The 17627-nt window shown below is 37.9% G+C and carries 13 protein-coding genes and 6 tRNA genes; 10 read left to right on the forward strand and 9 right to left on the reverse strand.

All coding sequences use genetic code 11. The annotated features are described in order from the left end of the window. Positions 1 to 39: 39 nt before the first annotated feature. Positions 40 to 1239 carry a tyrosine--tRNA ligase gene (gene tyrS / locus H5159_RS09470; protein ID WP_007585427.1) on the forward strand — a complete coding sequence of 400 codons (1200 nt, stop codon included), beginning with the start codon at positions 40 to 42 and terminating at the stop codon, positions 1237 to 1239. 64 nt (positions 1240 to 1303) lie between these two features. Here tyrS and H5159_RS09475 read toward each other — a convergent pair whose 3' ends face one another. From H5159_RS09475 to folE2, 4 genes are all read right to left on the reverse strand, one after another. After that, on the reverse strand, positions 1304 to 2248 hold the full coding sequence (locus H5159_RS09475) for a regulatory signaling modulator protein AmpE (protein ID WP_182780199.1): 945 nt from the start codon (positions 2246 to 2248) through the stop codon (positions 1304 to 1306). Next, positions 2249 to 2956 carry a 5'-methylthioadenosine/S-adenosylhomocysteine nucleosidase gene (gene mtnN / locus H5159_RS09480; RefSeq protein WP_024597687.1) on the reverse strand — a complete coding sequence of 236 codons (708 nt, stop codon included), beginning with the start codon at positions 2954 to 2956 and terminating at the stop codon, positions 2249 to 2251. Positions 2957 to 3078: 122 nt separating this feature from the next. After that, positions 3079 to 3675: a DUF2726 domain-containing protein gene (locus tag H5159_RS09485; protein ID WP_182780200.1), complete on the reverse strand. Its 597-nt coding sequence runs from the start codon at positions 3673 to 3675 to the stop codon at positions 3079 to 3081. A gap of 115 nt (positions 3676 to 3790) precedes the next feature. After that, entirely contained in the window at positions 3791 to 4711 is a 921-nt protein-coding gene (gene folE2, locus H5159_RS09490) for a GTP cyclohydrolase FolE2 (protein ID WP_182780201.1), read from the reverse strand. A gap of 231 nt (positions 4712 to 4942) precedes the next feature. On the opposite strand from folE2, the gene arcB reads away from it, so the two are divergent. Beyond that, on the forward strand, positions 4943 to 7261 hold the full coding sequence (gene arcB / locus H5159_RS09495; protein WP_182780202.1) for an aerobic respiration two-component sensor histidine kinase ArcB: 2319 nt from the start codon (positions 4943 to 4945) through the stop codon (positions 7259 to 7261). A 16-nt stretch (positions 7262 to 7277) separates the two neighbouring features. Here the strand turns inward: arcB and arcA are convergent, their stop codons facing one another. The 4 genes from arcA to trmB all read right to left on the reverse strand — a co-directional run bounded on the left by arcA (position 7278) and on the right by trmB (position 12071). Next, positions 7278 to 7994, reverse strand: coding sequence for a two-component system response regulator ArcA (gene arcA, locus H5159_RS09500; RefSeq protein WP_002962549.1), 717 nt, complete (start codon positions 7992 to 7994; stop codon positions 7278 to 7280). A 507-nt stretch (positions 7995 to 8501) separates the two neighbouring features. Then, positions 8502 to 10106, reverse strand: a complete 1605-nt coding sequence (locus tag H5159_RS09505) for a sensor histidine kinase (RefSeq protein WP_182671521.1) — start codon at positions 10104 to 10106, stop codon at positions 8502 to 8504. A 151-nt stretch (positions 10107 to 10257) separates the two neighbouring features. Next, positions 10258 to 11283 carry a 16S rRNA (guanine(1207)-N(2))-methyltransferase RsmC gene (gene rsmC, locus H5159_RS09510; protein ID WP_024605357.1) on the reverse strand — a complete coding sequence of 342 codons (1026 nt, stop codon included), beginning with the start codon at positions 11281 to 11283 and terminating at the stop codon, positions 10258 to 10260. Positions 11284 to 11345: 62 nt separating this feature from the next. After that, the gene (gene trmB, locus H5159_RS09515) at positions 11346 to 12071 is read right to left on the reverse strand and encodes a tRNA (guanosine(46)-N7)-methyltransferase TrmB (RefSeq protein WP_007582957.1); all 726 of its coding nucleotides are present in this window, start codon (positions 12069 to 12071) and stop codon (positions 11346 to 11348) included. 161 nt (positions 12072 to 12232) lie between these two features. Between trmB and mutY the strand changes: the two genes are divergently transcribed. Both mutY and H5159_RS09525 read left to right on the forward strand, forming a co-directional pair. Beyond that, a complete protein-coding gene (gene mutY, locus H5159_RS09520; protein ID WP_165744105.1) occupies positions 12233 to 13294 on the forward strand; it encodes an A/G-specific adenine glycosylase in 1062 nt (353 codons plus the stop codon). A gap of 35 nt (positions 13295 to 13329) precedes the next feature. After that, positions 13330 to 13602 (forward strand): oxidative damage protection protein, encoded by a 273-nt coding sequence (locus tag H5159_RS09525; RefSeq protein WP_002962543.1) that lies wholly within the window; start codon positions 13330 to 13332, stop codon positions 13600 to 13602. 47 nt (positions 13603 to 13649) lie between these two features. Here H5159_RS09525 and H5159_RS09530 read toward each other — a convergent pair whose 3' ends face one another. Then, the gene (locus H5159_RS09530) at positions 13650 to 16427 is read right to left on the reverse strand and encodes a hybrid sensor histidine kinase/response regulator (RefSeq protein WP_182715612.1); all 2778 of its coding nucleotides are present in this window, start codon (positions 16425 to 16427) and stop codon (positions 13650 to 13652) included. 331 nt (positions 16428 to 16758) lie between these two features. Here H5159_RS09530 and H5159_RS09535 point away from each other — a divergent pair. The 6 genes from H5159_RS09535 to H5159_RS09560 all read left to right on the forward strand — a co-directional run bounded on the left by H5159_RS09535 (position 16759) and on the right by H5159_RS09560 (position 17627). Beyond that, positions 16759 to 16834: transfer RNA gene (locus tag H5159_RS09535), tRNA-Phe, on the forward strand. 71 nt (positions 16835 to 16905) lie between these two features. Then, positions 16906 to 16981: transfer RNA gene (locus tag H5159_RS09540), tRNA-Thr, on the forward strand. Between the two features lie 51 nt (positions 16982 to 17032). Further along, a tRNA-Phe gene (locus H5159_RS09545) sits at positions 17033 to 17108 on the forward strand. A 57-nt stretch (positions 17109 to 17165) separates the two neighbouring features. After that, a tRNA-Thr gene (locus H5159_RS09550) sits at positions 17166 to 17241 on the forward strand. A gap of 132 nt (positions 17242 to 17373) precedes the next feature. Next, positions 17374 to 17449 (forward strand) — tRNA-Phe (locus H5159_RS09555). Between the two features lie 102 nt (positions 17450 to 17551). Beyond that, a tRNA-Thr gene (locus tag H5159_RS09560) sits at positions 17552 to 17627 on the forward strand.

Below are 17627 nucleotides of genomic sequence, written 5' to 3' on the forward strand. Positions count from 1 at the left end.
AGTCGCCCCTTCGTCGGCAGAATTTTGGAGTAATACACAGTGGATTTACAAACCGCTCTAGCAGAGATAAAACGCGGTGCAGAAGAAATATTAATTGAAGACGAACTAGTTGAAAAACTAAAGTCGGGCAAGAAGCTAAAAATAAAAGCAGGCTTTGATCCTACAGCGCCTGATTTACACTTAGGACACACTGTACTAATTAATAAAATGAAAACCTTTCAGGATTTAGGTCATGAGGTTATTTTCTTAATTGGTGACTTTACTGGCATGATTGGTGACCCAACGGGGAAAAACGTAACGCGTAAACCACTTACTCGTGAAGACGTACTAGCCAATGCCGAAACATATAAAGAACAAGTATTCAAAATTCTAGATCCTGCTAAAACCACTGTTGCATTTAACTCTACTTGGATGGAAAAGTTAGGCGCTGCAGGCATGATTAAACTTGCTGCAAACCAAACCGTAGCACGTATGCTTGAACGTGATGACTTTAAAAAGCGTTATGGAAGCGGCCAACCAATTGCAATTCATGAGTTTTTATATCCACTGGTACAAGGTTGGGATTCGGTTGCACTAGAGTCAGATGTTGAACTAGGTGGTACTGATCAGCGCTTTAACTTGTTAATGGGCCGTGAGCTACAAAAAGTAGAAGGTCAAAAGCCGCAAACAGTATTAATGATGCCATTACTTGAAGGTACTGACGGCGTTCAAAAAATGTCTAAGTCGCTTGGTAACTACATTGGTATTACTGATGCACCTAACGATATGTTTGGTAAAATAATGTCAATTAGTGATGTGCTAATGTGGCGTTACTACGACTTATTAAGTGCGCTTTCTATTGAAGAAATTGCAGCTCAAAAAGAACGTGTTGAGCAAGGTACGAATCCGCGCGATATTAAAATTGAACTAGCTAAAGAGCTAATTGCTCGTTTTCATAGTGAAGCTGATGCACAAGGTGCACATGATGATTTTATTCAGCGTTTTCAGAAAAAAGCGTTACCAGATGAAATCCCAGAGCTAACAATCACTATTGCAGAAGATACTATTTTAATTGCTAACTTGCTTAAAGAAGCAAATTTAGTAGTAAGTACATCAGAAGCAATGCGTATGATTAAGCAAGGTGCAGTTAAACTTAACGGTGAAGATAAAATCACTGATACCAAACTTGAAATAGCAAAAGGCACAACGGCTATTTACCAAGTAGGTAAACGTAAGTTTGCAAATATTACTGTAGCTTAAGCACAGTTTAAAAACTAAAAAACCAGCCTCGGCTGGTTTTTTTTGTGCTCGTATTTTGAGCCCTTTAAATCAATTTTAATATTTCAATGCTGGCTATTACTAACAACCAAAATACACGGGCCTGATTTAACCTATTAATTATTACAGGTACATCCTCGGGTGTAGGTAGTCTATCAGTGCCAATACGCATTTTATTAAAGCGAGTACCTAAATAAACTGCAGGCCCGCCCAGCTGCACGCCAAGTGATGCAGAACATGTGCTTAAGAGCCAGCCTGTATTTGTTTGATAAAAATGCCTGCCATAATGCTTTATATAATGCATGCTTTGTTTGCTTGCTCGACTTGCTGCAATAGTTAAAGCGAGTAAGCGCATCGGAATATATTCAATAATAAACAAGAGTGTTTTAAGCGGTTTTAAAAAGTAACTATTTGGGGGGATATCACTACGCCATGCTTGTTGTATTAAGGTAAGTAACCGATAGGCAAGGGCAGCTATAGGGCCAAATGCTAAAAATATAAATATGACTACGAAATAGTATCGAGCGGTGCGCAGTATTAAGCTCTCAATTAATGCTTTGATAATACCAGCAGATGAAAGTCTATTAACTTCACGGGCAAGCAGTGGCTTTAGTAATTCGCGCGCTGTGGATTTTTGATTTTGTTTAGTTAGCTTTGCAATGCGAAGTGCTTTTTTATCAATGATCTTACTTTCTAAGCATAAGTATAAAATAAGGCCAGCGAGTAATTCAGGATAAAAAGCAAACTCGAGTAGCAACACTACAATAATGAGAATGACACTTAAAATAAGTGAGCTTGCGAGTATAGCTGCCAAATATTGATAGCTTTTAGGTTCTTTGCTTTTGTATATACGTTTGCCAATAGCACTAAAAACAGCATTTAACGCCGTATTAGGATGATACCAGCTAATAAGGGGAATAAAGCGCTCAGCAAGGAGCGCTAGTATAAAGGCAATAAAGTCCAAGTGATTTTGAACAATATTGCTAAGCATTTACAGAGATACTGCTGTAAGCTTTTCTAAAAGTGCAACAACCATTTTAGATGAGTTGATTGATGCTGTTTCTAGGTATTCTTCAAATGATTGTGGTGACTCTTTACCAGCAATATCAGACATTGAGCGAATTACAACAAATGGTGTGTTTAGCGTAAAACACGTTTGTGCAATTGAAGCGCCTTCCATTTCAACAGCAAGCATTGTAGGAAAATCACTACGTGCTTTATCAATGCGTATAGGGTCACACATAAATGTGTCACCAGTACAAATTAAGCCAACGAGTGTTTTAACATCACTGATTTGTTCGATAGTTTGCTGTGCTGCTTCAACTAATTTAGGGTGTGCTGCAAAGCCTGCCGGCATTTGTGGTACTTGGCCAATTTCGTAGCCAAAAGCAGTTACGTCTACATCGTGGTGACGTACTTCTGACGAAATTACTACATCGCCAACACTAAGAGAAGGATCGAATCCACCGGCTGAGCCTGTGTTAATTATGCAATCAGGTTTGAAGTTATCGATCAGTAAGGTAGTTGCAATAGTTGATGCGACTTTACCAATACCAGATTGAACAAGTGTCACCGTGTTACCAGCCAACTCGCCAGTATAAAAAGTGAAACCTGCTTTAGTTAAAATTTGTGGGTTTTGCATAGCTTCACGTAAAATTTTAACTTCTGGCTCCATTGCGCCAATAATACCAACATTCATAAAGTTTAATTCCTGAGTTTGAATCACTTGATTATACGTGAAGTTAGCAATAAAAAACAAAAAAGCGAGCTTGTTTATGAGCTCGCTTTAAATACTTTTTAGGAGAGTATTTAATTCGTTTTTTAAATTTCAGCTAACGCGGTGGTTTGCGCTTTAGCTTGAGAAGGTGAAAGTACCGCTGGCTTATGTGAGCGATTACGAACAGGGCGCTGAGTTTGTGTTGCTGTAGGCTTACCAAGTTTAAACATAATTGCATCGCGTACTTCAGAAGGGCGGTAGCCCGATTTAACTTTCATACGAATATGTGGAATGCCTGCAGACTCTAGTGCACCGTTTACAAACCAGTCGCGTTGAGCTTTGTGGCCATCTTTGTTGGCATTGTTAACTAGGTCAACAGCAGCAATGATTGTTAGTTTTTCTTTATCGATTAAAACAAAGTCGAGTTGCTTATTTTTAGCTTTAGCTAAAGCAGCACGTTTAGACTTTATTGAAAGGCCTTGCTTACAGTCAATAACGTCGATTAACTTAACGCGACTAACAATTTTATATTGATCGCCTACAGCACGCTCTAGAAGATTTAAAAAAGCGCCTTCAACCTGCGTAAAAACAGTTTGCTTGCGAGTAAAAGGATACGGGTTTCCGCCATCGTCATTAAATTTTGACGCAACAACAGAGGCCCCGACAACTAATACTAGGATTAATAATAAAGCGAATTCCATACGGTAACTCCATAACAACAAATTGACACTGCTCAAACAAAGCAATTTACGTGCCTAAAAAGTATGGGTTATAAAATAATTACCGACTGGTTTACAAGCAATAGCTACACAGCGGTTAAGCTTTGTAGCCTCCTTTAATACCTTTTACTGCAATAGCTATAGCATCGTGTGCATGCAGTGATTCATAGTGGTTTATTTGCAGCCAATAATCACTGTAATTGTTTGCCTCTAGCAATGCTTTAATTTTACGCGCTGCATCTTCACAAAACATAAGGTTTTGACCATTCAAACGGGCAAATTCTTGCTCATCTTCACGTTTTACTGCCGCTTGTACTGGTGTTTTAAGCTCAGCTTCAAGAGTGTTAATTAGCGTAACTACGTCAAATTCTTGAATGTTGCTATCAAGCTTTACTTTTACGTTGGCAATAGAGCGCTGCGAGTGGGGAGTAGCTACAATGCCTTGTGTAGTGCCTAGCCATTCGTGCACATCTTTTTGGCTTAACGTTTTTTGGTTAAACTTTTCGTTAAACGCGTTTTGTATAAGCTGGCGCGCAAGTGCAGCAGAGCATGGGCACGTTGAAGAATAAGTAACATCTACGGTTAGCTCGTAGCTAATAACGTTATTTTCAATTGTACTGGTAAGTACAACTGGGTAGCTTTTCCAGCCCGCTTTACCACTTAATAGTGACTTACGGCGTAGCGGTAATTCAAATTTAAATTCAATTTGTGCTTTATCGCTCAGCCCTTCGTGGCTAGTTATAAAGGTATCGAGTGCTTGCGCTATCGTTTGCGGATTGACTTGCTGCTCGGTTGAAAGCAGATCAAGTGCCAAAAATAGACGTGACATATGAATGCCTTTGGCATCTTCTTTATGTAAATTTACAAATGCACGCGCTTTGGCGTTTACTGTAACTGGAGATAAGTCTCGGGATTCAAAAATAAATGGCAGTTCTATTTCGCCCATGCCAACCCAGTCTAATTTACCTGTTTGTAAAGCGGGTGCAGTGTCTGCTATATCTGGCATATTGGTTTGCATGTGCGCTACTCGTATTTTGGGGATAATAAAGCGGGGCATTTTACACTAAATAATTTATTGCTGAAATGATGAGTTTAATAGATGAGCTAAATCAAACATGAAAAATTCTGTTTTTATCGCACAACGTGAGTAGTGGTAGGAGAAAAATGCTAAAATCTGGGAAAATGGTATGTTTATACATACGCATTGCCTTCTTTATATTAAGTACACAGCTAAGAGATAAAATTACGTATGACCGATTATTCTTTGAGCCCTTGGGCTCGGGTACTTTCCAGCTCAATAACGCGATTTGGTGAATTTAAAACCGCTGCTATTTGTTACACTTTATTTTTAACTGTATCTCTTATTTTATCGAGCATGTTTTATTATGTGGCGATAGGCGAATTACACCTGGTTGATATTTTAGCCGTGGTATTTTTTACGGCTGTAGTTTCTCCTTTAATTATAAGTGTGTTGCTTAATTCAATTCGACAACTAGATGCCTCATATGCTTATTTAGATAGCGCCACCAAGCAAGAAAAGCTTTTAAATCAAACCCTAAAAGATAACATTAACCGTCTAAACATCGAAATTGATGAGCGTAAAATGGCATTTCATGCCAAGCACCGCGCTATCGAAGAACTACGACGAGAAATTGCTGAGCGTAAAAAAACACAACAAGAACTTGCTCAACAAAGCATGCTGCAGCGCTCAATAGTTGATTCATCTCCTGATTTATTTTATTACCGCGATAACAATGGCGTGTTTGCTGGTTGTAATAAAATGTTTGAAGAAGTAATGGGCAAATCAAGTAGCGAACTAATTGGCAAAACGGTTGAGCAGATATTTCCTAGCCACTTTTTATCTGAAGTTTTGAAAACCGATAAAGAAGTAGAGCAAAGCCATAAAGCACTAACCATTGATGTGGGTTATGAGGTAAATGGCGAAACGCGTTGGTTTGAGCTGCGTAAATTACCTTTTATAAATGATGAAGGTGATTACATTGGTCTACTGGGCTTTGGTCGTGATATCACAAGTCGTAAGGAGGCCGCTCAAGCGCTCGAAACGGCCTATAAAGACAAAGGTAAGTTTATTGCCACATTAAGCCATGAACTACGTACACCGCTCAATGGTATTGTTGGTTTAACACGAATGCTGCTTGATACTGACTTAAACAAACAGCAGCGTAGTTGGGGTAATACTATATTTTCGAGTGCTGAAACGCTCGGCAATATTTTTAACGATATTATTGATTTAGACAAAATAGATAGAGATCAGCTCGATATAGTGACCAACTCTATTAACGTATCAGACTTTATAAATGACGTTGTTAACTTTGCGGGCTTAATCGCGGAGCAAAAAGAGCTAGAGTTTGATATTAAGCGCAATGGGGTGCTGGATATTTACGCACAGCTCGACCCAACTCGCTTACGCCAAGTTGTTTGGAACTTAATTAATAACGCCGTTAAGTTTACACAGCAAGGAAAGGTAACACTTGAATGTAGCCGAGAAAACAGAGTTGAAGGCCCATGGTTAGTTATGAAAGTATCGGATACCGGCCAAGGTATTCCGCCAGAGCAGCTTGCTCATATATTTGATATGTATTACAAAGCGCCAGATTTAAAAGGGACTAACGCAATAGGTTCCGGTATTGGTTTGGCTGTAACTAAGGCACTTGTAAGTGCGATGAAAGGGATAATTACAGTAAATAGTACTGAGGGCGAAGGAAGTTGCTTTACAGTTCAAATACCGCTTAATTTATGTGTAGCACCAACAGAGCAAAGTTATGTTGGTCGTGGTTTGTATATTTTACTAGTAGAAGATGTACCTCTTAACGCCGAAATTGCTACAAACTTATTAGAGCAACGCGGGCATGAGGTGTTGTGGGCTGAAACCGGTGAAGATGCACTCTCGTTTGTCGAAACCGAAGATGACTTAGATTTAGTATTACTTGATATGCAATTGCCTGATATAAATGGTGACGTAGTTGCCAAGCAAATACGCTCAGATAGTCACTTTGATAAATTACCCATTGTAGCGCTAACGGCCAATGTTCGTAGTGCTGAAGAAGAGCTTGAAGGTATATCAATACAAGGGGCGCTTGCTAAACCAATTAACACAGTGAAGCTTGATAAAATGCTGGCTGATTTATTTGGAATTAAGCAAAGTGAATGCACAGAGCCACTGTTAAAAGTAAGTGAAGAAGCCCTTAAAGGCATTGATGCACACTTATTAGATATAGAAACAATAGAAGACTTTGTCAATTCAATGGGCTTAGTTGTGTTTAGACGCAGTAGTCAGCTATTCGAAAAACTAAGTCCACAATATCAGCAAGAGTTACTTACTTCATTAAATACTAGTGATAGAGAAGAGTATGAATCAGTAGCGCATAAACTCAAAGGTGCGGCTGGCTCAGTAGGTCTTAATGATGTGCAGCTTCATGCCAAAATAATGGAACATGGTGCGATTGATGAATCTGATGAGGTGTTAAAGCAGTGGTTAGATATTCTGGCAGATAAAATAAATGAAGGACAAAAAGCCCTTCATTTATTTTTACAGCAATTAGAGTGAAACTAATTAGCTCTAATTAAGCGTCAATTTTACCAATGAAACGGTAACCTTCACCATGGATGGTGCTGATTAACTCAGACGTTGAGTTATCACTTTCAAAATGCTTACGAATGCGACGAATAGTAACGTCAACAGTACGGTCATTTGCGCGAAGCTCACGGCCTGTCATATGCTTAATTAATTGCTCACGGCTGAAAATGCGACCTGGAGAATCAAGCATTAAACGAAGTGCTCTGTACTCACCTTTAGGTAAACGTTTAGCGTCGCCATTTGGAGAAGTAAGACAACGGCTGTTTTCATCAAGTTCCCAACCATTAAACGTAATAACACCATTTGTTTCTAGTGCTGACTCTTCGCCACCTAAGGCAGTACGAGTAATAAGGTTGCGAGCTCTGATAGTTAATTCACGCGGGTTGAACGGTTTAGTGACGTAGTCATCTGCGCCAATTTCAAGACCTAAAATACGGTCAACATCGTTGTCACGACCAGTTAGGAATATAAGACCTACTTTACGCTTTTGGCGTAATTCACGGGCTAAAATAAGACCGTTTTTACCAGGAAGGTTGATATCCATAACTACAAGATTAACGTCATCGTTATTTGTAAGCTTGTCATGCATATCATCGCCATCAATGGCTTCAATAACTTTGTACCCTTCAGCTTCAAATAAACTAACTAGGTTCAGTCGAGTTACGTCTTCATCTTCTACGATTAGAATGACTGGCGTTTGCATTATTAATTAACCTTTTGGAATATATTATTTATAAAAAATCGGTGACTAATTTATAACCGATTACTAGAGATTATAGGATTATACCCATTTGTTAACAAGGAAAAAACAAATTGGATAAAAATAAAACAGTAGGGTGTCCAAAGTCTACTAAAAAAGGGCAGTGCAAAAACTACTGTTTAATTGATATATACATGGATGTAGCTATTTGAATCATAAAGTCGAAGCCATTTTCCTTTGATAATTGACATATCATTCAATTAAACAAGGTACTTAAAATAATCAGACTAATTCAAAGCAAAACTATATCACTTTTTAACCTTTTAACCTTTTAACCTTTCATCAATGTATGTGATACAGCAAAGATAAAAAAGTTCATAAATCGCTTGGTAATATTTATTTAAAGCAATTAAATAATGTTACGCACTTATCACATGCCTCATTAATGAGGTCATTAAATGCTAATTCAAGGATAAATTTTAAATATATGCACTTTTTAATGATCTTTATTTAAGGAATAGTAATTATAAAGCGAGCACCGCGTTTTTCTTCAAGATCAAACATCACTCTTCCGCCAAGTGCTTGTGTTACTAGGTTATAAACTAAGTGCATGCCTAAGCCACTTGCGCCTTGCCCGCGCTTTGAAGTTACGAATGGGTCAAAAATTCTATTTTTAATGTTTTTGTCAACGCCCTGACCATTGTCAGAATAAACGATTGTTAATTTTTTCCCGACGAGTTCTACGTCAAAGCGAATTTCATTGTTTTCTTTACCTATAAATCCATGAATTACAGAGTTCATAAGTAACTGCTGAAAAACTTGTTGTAGAGGTTCAGACTTACTATGAATAGCCAAGTCGGTCGGACAGTTGATAGTTACAACAGGCTTTTTGGGCAATAATTCAGATTGAATCGATGTTAAAACATCACTTATTAATTTGTGCACATTAATATAGGTATTTACACCGTCATCTTGAATAACCGCTACTTTTTTAAAGTTAGATATAAGGTCAGCTGCACGATTTAAGTTGCGGTAAATTAAATCTAAGTTTTCAATACCTTCATCTATAAAGCGTTTTAGATGGCTTGAGGTAAGTTTTTTGTCATCAAAGCTTTGCTGTATGTCTGCTAGTTTATCTCTAAGTAACGTAGAACCGGTAATACCTAGCCCTATTGGTGTGTTAACTTCATGGGCAACACCTGCAACCATTTGCCCTAAAGATGCCATTTTTTCGTTTTCAACAATTTGTGTTTGGTATTGATGCATCCGCTCAAGAGTTGATAAAAGCTCTTGATTTGCCTCTCTAAGGGCGATTGTTCGTTGGTTTACTTTTTCTTCAAGGCTTAGGTTTAGTTGTTTGATTTCTTGCTTATCTTTTTCGTGGCGTTCAAGTTGTTTTTTTGTACGCGTAAGCATGATATTTAAACTATTTGAAAGAGCACTTATTTCTTTTACATCAGTTACTGGTGCGCGTGCATCGTAGTTATGATTTTTAGACACATCCTGCAATAACATGCTTAATTGCTCTATTGGCTTAGCTATACGTCGTTGAACTTTAATAGCAATAAAGTAAACAACCGCCAGAATTAATAATGTTAATAACACGTCTATTAATATTTTTCTCTCAATATAAACCTCTAAACTCTCGAGGCTTCCTCGCATATACACATAACCTACTACTTGTTCGTTATCGTAAATAGGGCGGGTTAGCTCAATATGGTCACTGGTAATTCGTGGTGTTTTTAGCTCTTCTACACTGTCTATTCTCAGTGGCACAGGAGGTGTTTTTTTAGCATTAAAACTAATAAAGAAAACAGGCTTTTGGGATGCTTTTTCTATTGAGTAAATATGTATGTTTTTTACAAGAGGGATCTTTTCAAATGACTTGAGGCGTTTTTCTTCTGTTTTACGATCATCTTCAATTACCGATTGCCCAGCATCAAAAGCTACAATTTCAGAAAGAATAACAAGCTTATTAACTATTAATTGCTTTTGTTCTTTCACGCTTAAATACGTAGAGATAGAAATAGATAACGATAAGCAAATAGCTGTAATAAGCATGATCAAATTAATGAGTGCTTTTCGAATGCTACTTTGATGAACTTTTTTAGGCATTATTTCATTATCGCCTGAGTTAATTTTAATTATTTAGAGTTTTAGTTTAGCAAAGACGTGGAAAAATGAAGGAAAAAAACTAAATTAATTCTTATATTTATTCGAAAGTTAGCTTGAGCACGTTTGTGCTCAATCATTTTACAAATTTAAATTAGCTGCTATATACAGCAAATTTATTGTTCTTAAATACAGTTTGATAGCTTTCAAACTGAGTTTCTAAAATAGGCGGGTACTTTAAAAAGCTGTTAGCAACAATATTTAGCTTCCCTAATTTAGTTAAATGCTGTTTTGCATTAGCTAAAAATGTTTCTGCTACTGTGTAGTCGGTTGCAATACCAGTATGAAAAGGTGGATTGCTAATAATTAAATCAAACTTGCCATTAATGCTTTTAAGGCCGTCACTTAATATAGCCTCACCATTGATGTTGTTAAGCTTTAGGGTTTGCTGTGTTGCATAAGTTGCCAGCGCACTTACATCACTACACACAAACTCAAGTGCTGGATTATGAAGCCCTAAAAAAGTTGCTATTAAACCTGCGCCACAACCAAAGTCGAGAACTTTGCCTTGCTTAATTGTCGGTGCGTTTTCCAGTAGAACTTTCGTTCCTATATCTAAACTACCGTGATTAAACACTCCAGGAACACTAATAGCTGTAAATTCAGTGTCGGCAACATTAACAACAAACTTTTTATGGTAAGTCGTAATATCAAAGTGAGGGTGCTTAGAAATTTCAGCAAATGAGTAAAGAACGCAGTGCTTAGCTGAATCAATCTTGTTACTAAACTCAGCCTTACCAGCTAATTGCTTTTCAATTGACTTAACACCACTTTTGTTTTCACCTACTACTAATAGTTCGGCATCATCAGTAATAGCAGATCGAATATTATCAAGTGCCATTAATAACTCTGGTTTTGATTTAGGGTAGTAAAGAATAACTAAATCGTAGTCGTTACCAGGTATTGTGTGGCTTACATGAACATCAACATCTTTGGTGTTTTTAGCAAACTCTCCGTTAGCATGGTTGTAGCTAAACGCAGTTACTTTGCTTTGCGGATTAAGTCTTTTAAGCTCTGTTAAAAAGCCATCTTGAACAAAGTTGACCACCAAGATAGATTTGCCCGTTAGTGCCTCGCTATTACGAAGTAACAGTAAACTTGGGTTGGTTAGTACGCTCATAAATGGCTTTGCCTTACAGTATATTTAGTTTTATAAAAGTAAAAGTGAGTAATTAAATTTAATTATTCTGTGCGCTCAAACATTAAATCCCACACGCCATGACCTAGGCGATGTCCGCGTTGCTCAAACTTAGTAAGCGGGCGCAAATCTGGACGAGGAACATAATCATTTGTTTCTGATTGGTTTTTAAAACCAGGAGCTACATTCATTACTTCGAGCATGTGCTCTGCGTAGTTTTCCCAGTCTGTTGCCATATGAAAAACGCCACCCATTTTAAGTTGGGCTCTTAGCTTTTCAACAAACTCAGTTTGTACAATACGGCGTTTGTGGTGACGCTTTTTATGCCAAGGGTCAGGGAAAAATAGTTGTAGTGTTGTTAAGCTTTCATTAGGTATGCAATCTGCAAGTACTTCAACTGCATCGTGTTCAAAAATACGTAAGTTGGTAATGCCTGCTTCATCGGCATCCATTAAACAAGCACCAACGCCTGGGCGGTGTACTTCAATACCGATAAAGTTTAGGTGAGGGGCATTTGTTGCCATTTCGACAAGCGACTTACCCATACCAAAACCAATTTCTACTACTACATCGTTGTTGTTGCCAAAAACTTCGCTTAAATCAAGCATACCGTTTTTATGCTCTAGGCCCATTGTTGGCCAGCATTTTTCGATTGCAGCGGCTTGGCCTTTGGTTAATCGACCTTCGCGTTTTACAAAACTACGAATGGTGCGGATGTATTTACCTTCTTGCTTAGCTTGCTCAAGGTTAGTGTTGCTTGATTCACTCATATTATTGGCCTGACAAAAACAATGTGTTTAAAAATGGTTGCATATTATCCCTGACCGAGGCCGCAATCACAAGTATTAGCTGGTTTTACACCCCGTATAGCTTGATCTTTTTGTTAACTGCAATAGACTGAGCCGCCATTGGGCATCAGTAAAAGTTAAAAATGTTGGATTTAAATAAAGAACAGTCACACTGGTTTTCTAATCAAGTTGTTGATTGGTATCACCTTCATGGGCGTAAAACACTCCCGTGGCAGCTAGGTAAAACACCTTATAAAGTGTGGGTGTCTGAAGTGATGCTGCAGCAAACCCAAGTTATTACTGTTATTCCATACTTTGAAAAGTTTATGCAAAGCTTTCCAGATATTATCGCTTTAGCTGATGCGGATGAAGACTTAGTACTGCATCACTGGACCGGTTTAGGGTATTACGCTCGTGCGCGTAACTTACACAAAACAGCTAAAATAGTGCGTGACAAATACCAAGGTGAGTTTCCGAAAACACTCGATGAAGTAATGGATTTACCTGGAATAGGGCGCTCTACTGCAGGAGCTGTTTTATCATTGTCGCTTGGGCAGCATCACCCTATTTTAGATGGGAACGTGAAGCGAGTTTTAGCGCGCTATTTTATGATTGAGGGCTGGTACGGCGTTAAAAAGGTCGAAAACCAGCTTTGGCATTTATCAGAGCAGTTAACGCCTAAAGATAATGTTACTGAGTTTAATCAAGCTATGATGGATTTAGGGTCGAGCGTTTGCTCACGCAGCCGGTTTGATTGCGAGGCTTGCCCATTAAACTCAGGCTGTGGTGCTTTTAATACAGGTAAAGTAAAAGAGTTTCCACATTCAAAACCTAAAAAAGCAGTTCCTAAAAAGAGTTGTCATCAGTTAATTATTCAGTGTGGTGATAAAGTGCTTATGGAAAAACGTCCTAACAGCGGTATTTGGGGCGGATTGTTTGGCTTTTTTGAATTTAATGAGTACGAAGAGCTTCAAATGTTTTTAGCTCAGCAAGGCCTAGAGGCTAGTTTAGTAGAGCTTGAAGCGTTTATTCATGTGTTTTCACATTTTGAGCTGAGGATTAACCCGCATGTGCTCAATGTTAAGAAAACTCCTGATGTGGTAAACGATAAGCAATTAATCTGGTATCCGCTTGATCAATCAATAGAGGTTGGCCTAGCAGCACCAACTAAAAAGTTGGTTAAACAAATTACAGCAATAGTATAGAATAGCCCCATATTTAGCGTTAGAGAGAATCAATCATGGCACGTACAGTATTTTGTCAAAAGTTACAAAAAGAAGCCGAAGGGCTTGGCTTTCAGTTATACCCTGGTGAAATTGGTGAAAAGATTTTTAATAACATCTCTAAAGAAGCGTGGGCTCAGTGGCAACATAAACAAACAATGCTTATTAACGAAAAGCATTTAAATATGATGGACCCAGAACACCGCACATTTTTAGAAGAGCAAATGGTTGGCTTTTTGTTTGAAAATAAAGATGTAGAAATTGAAGGTTATCGACCGCCTGAAAAGTAATGTTTTAAACATAAAAAAGGGCTATTAAGCCCTTTTTTTATGTTTATTTATTCATTTAACTCATCTTCTTGCTCAGATGTTTTAATTTGTTCCTTTAAAAATTGAGCAGCTTTAGAGTATTCAATTTCCAGCTTATCTCTTAACTCTATTAATTCATCGGTTGTGAGTTCACCTTCTTTACATTTATCTTCAAATGCACTTGAAAGTTCTGCCACCGTTTGGGCACCAATTGTCTTGGAGATCGATTTTAATTGATGACACCCCTCAATAATCTCATTTAAATCGTTAACCATAACGCCGGAATTAATACTCTTAATTAAGCCTTGGCTTTGTTCTAAATACATTTTGAAAAAACGAATTTGCTTAGCGTTATCACCGTTTACATATTTAGCAACAGCTTCCATATCAATAGGTAGTGCCATAGTTTGATGAATAACTACATTTGGGTTTTGGCTTTGTTTATCGCTCCAACGTTTTAGAGTTTCTTCTAACGCGTTTAGCTCTATAGGTTTGGTAATGAAGTCGTTAATACCTACTGCTAAACAGCGCTCTTTTTCGCCTTTAAGTGCGTTTGCTGTTACTGCAATAATGTAAGGCTGTGCATCAATCGATTCTAATAACTCTGCTTCATTACGGATTTTTTCGACCATATCGTAACCCGACATTTTAGGCATGTGTAAGTCGGTTAAAATAAGTGAGTAATCACCTTTTCTCCACATATCTAGACCTTCTTCACCGTTGTTAGCTATTTCAACGCCAAAGCCCAGTATATGTAGTTGATCGGTGAGGACTTGTTGGTTTAGAAGGTTATCTTCAACAAGTAGAACCAATTTGTTTGAATTACGTGCCTGCTCAACATTTAAATAGTTATTAAGTGTTTTGGTTTTTTTAATTTGCTTAGGTGTATGTAACCCTGCAGCCACCAATATAGAAAGCATAAAGTTAGATTTACATAGAGGAGAGGCATTAATATAAAAAATGTTTTTATGATTTATAGCTGCTTCATCAAGCTTACTTAGTACAACAACTTGTTGGTTATAATCCTCTAATGAATAAAATAAACGTCTTAGCAGCGCATTAGTTTTATCCATATTGTCTATGCCATCAGCTACCCAAATAATATCTTGTGAATGCTGGTGCTCTTCAATTTCTTCTTCTGTGTGTGCATAAATTATTTTAGCGCCCATGAACGATAAATAACGGTACATTGTTTTTTCACGTTCTAGGTGATTACTAACTACAACAATTTGCTTACCATTTAATGCACCTTTATGTGCGTACTTAATTTTACCCGATGTGCTAAACGGCAGCTCTACTGTAAACTCACTGCCAATTCCGGTATGACTAGTTACATGAATAGTACCTAGCATAAGCTCAGTTAAGCTTTTACAAATAGAAAGACCTAAACCGGTGCCACCATATTCTCGGGTAATTGAGTTTTCGGCCTGAATAAATGGATTAAATATTTCGCGAAGTTGCGTCTGCGACATGCCTTTACCGTTATCAGTTACGCAAAAGCGTAAGGTAAAGTGATCAGTCGTATTATGAACCACCTCTACTGATATTTTTACATGGCCTTGGGTTTTTTCATCAGTGCTAGTGAATTTAATTGCGTTGCTACATAGGTTATAAAGCACCTGACGTACACGCACACTATCACCGGTAAGGTTGACTGGAATATCTGGTGCTATTGCTAGTTCTAAATCAAGCTCACGTTTTTTAGCAACTGATGAGAGCACTCGAGCAACTTCTTCAATGGTATCGGTTACCGAAAATGGGATCGGGTCAATATTTAGCTTTCCAGCCTCAATTTTAGAAAAATCTAAGATATCATCTAAAATGCTCAATAAAGAAAATGCTGATTCACGAATAATTGTACTTAAACGATGTTGAGCGCCATCAAGTTCGGTCTGGCGCAGTAAATCAATAGTGCCTATAACACCATTCATCGGTGTTCTTATTTCGTGGCTCATTGTGGCTAAAAAGGTCGTTTTGGTTTCGCTTGCTCGCTCTGCTTTTAATGTGGCTTGCTCAAGCGCTATAGTACGATTTTGCACTTCGGCTTCTAGGCCATTTTGTAATTTATAAAGCTCTTTTTGTGCGGCGTCATTCTCACTCATCGCAGTCTGTACTTTTTGTAGCAGTAAGTTAATGTTTTTTGCCACTACACCTAAACCAATATCAAGCTGCTCATCAACACTACTATTGTAATTAGCATTTTCGGTGATTGCCTGCAGCTCTTGTGTAAGAGTGTCAGTACTTTTTCGTAAGCGACTATTAATGTACATATTAAACATTAAAGTAAATATAAATAATGCAGCTACGCTTGCTATCGCAATAATGTAGGCAATAACTTGAGAGTTTTGAGCGCTTAAAGGAGCGGTTGGTAGATTTTGCTTAATAATAAGCTCGCCAATAGGTTGATCGTTTAACAGCAGTAAGTGATGTAGGATGCCTTCTTCTACTAGATGCTTTTCAGTTTTAATTGAAGCGATAGCAGGTTTACTGCTGCTATATACCAACTGAGTATCTGATGTAGCATTGAAGCGATATAGAGTATATTCAAAGTCATCATCTAATAACGACGTTAAATCAAGTAACTGCCTTACTTTACCTTGACCATACATAGTTAATGCATCAACCATAGGTAAGTCTAATCTATCGGCAAGCGTTACAATATTAACAGATGATGCAGGTTGGGCTGTCTTAACTTCAGTTTGTGAATAAAATGAGTGGGCAATAATAGCAAGCGCTGTTACTGCAATATTTATGATTAAAAAAAGAGGTAATAAGCCTTTGACTGGCGATGAAAATTTACTCTGCATTGATTGTTTCCAATTGATGTGATTTTACTACGATAAGTCCCTATCGTACGTATCTAAGCTAATCGTAACATTTACAAAAAATAATTCACTACGGTTTTAGTCTGATTTATTTATATTTATAGTTCGATTTGTGGTAAAAATGAACGTTATTAATAAAAAACACACTGAGTTGTCTGAAAACCGTTCAAACAGTTATAAAGAATAAAAAAAAAGTTGACTTGTAAGGGCAAAACTCGTTTAATACGCCGCACGCCCAGATAGCTCAGTCGGTAGAGATGAGTGGGAATTGCATTAAAAATACTTTAAGATTTTTAATTAGCACTGTTTAAGTGCCTCGATAGCTCAGTTGGTAGAGCAGAGGATTGAAAATCCTCGTGTCCCTGGTTCGATTCCGGGTCGAGGCACCATTTATTAAAGTAGTGGTGTTTAATCAACAGTTTAAACATTATTACGCGTGCCTTAGCACACAGTTTTGTGTGCCGACTTAGCTCAGCTGGTAGAGCAACTGACTTGTAATCAGTAGGTCAACCGTTCGACTCGGTTAGTCGGCACCATTTATATAAAGTTAATTGTAAAGTATAACAATTAATTAGCACAGTTTATGTGCCTCGATAGCTCAGTCGGTAGAGCAGAGGATTGAAAATCCTCGTGTCCGTGGTTCGATTCCGCGTCGAGGCACCATTTACTTTAAGTTCTCAATCTTTAAAATTGAACGTGCCTTAGCACACAGTTTTGTGTGCCGACTTAGCTCAGCTGGTAGAGCAACTGACTTGTAATCAGTAGGTCAACCGTTCGACTCGGTTAGTCGGCACCATTTATTTAAAGTAGTTTGAAAAGAAAAACTGTAATCAGTAGTCTGTTCAAATTACCCGTCGACTCGGTTAGTCGGCACCATTTATTAAGTTAAAGGTTAATTTCGTTAATCTGTAACTAGAACAGTTTATGTGCCTCGATAGCTCAGTCGGTAGAGCAGAGGATTGAAAATCCTCGTGTCCGTGGTTCGATTCCGCGTCGAGGCACCATTTATTGAAAAGCCTTGCTTATGCAAGGTTTTTTTAGTTTAGGTGCTTTATAAAAGTTCTCAATCTTTAAAATTGAACGTGCCTTAGCACACAGTTTTGTGTGCCGACTTAGCTCAGCTGGTAGAGCAACTGACTTGTAATCAGTAGGTCAACCGTTCGACTCGGTTAGTCGGCACCA

Source organism: Pseudoalteromonas sp. SG43-1, assembly GCF_014164415.1.
Lineage (GTDB): Bacteria > Pseudomonadota > Gammaproteobacteria > Enterobacterales > Alteromonadaceae > Pseudoalteromonas > Pseudoalteromonas distincta.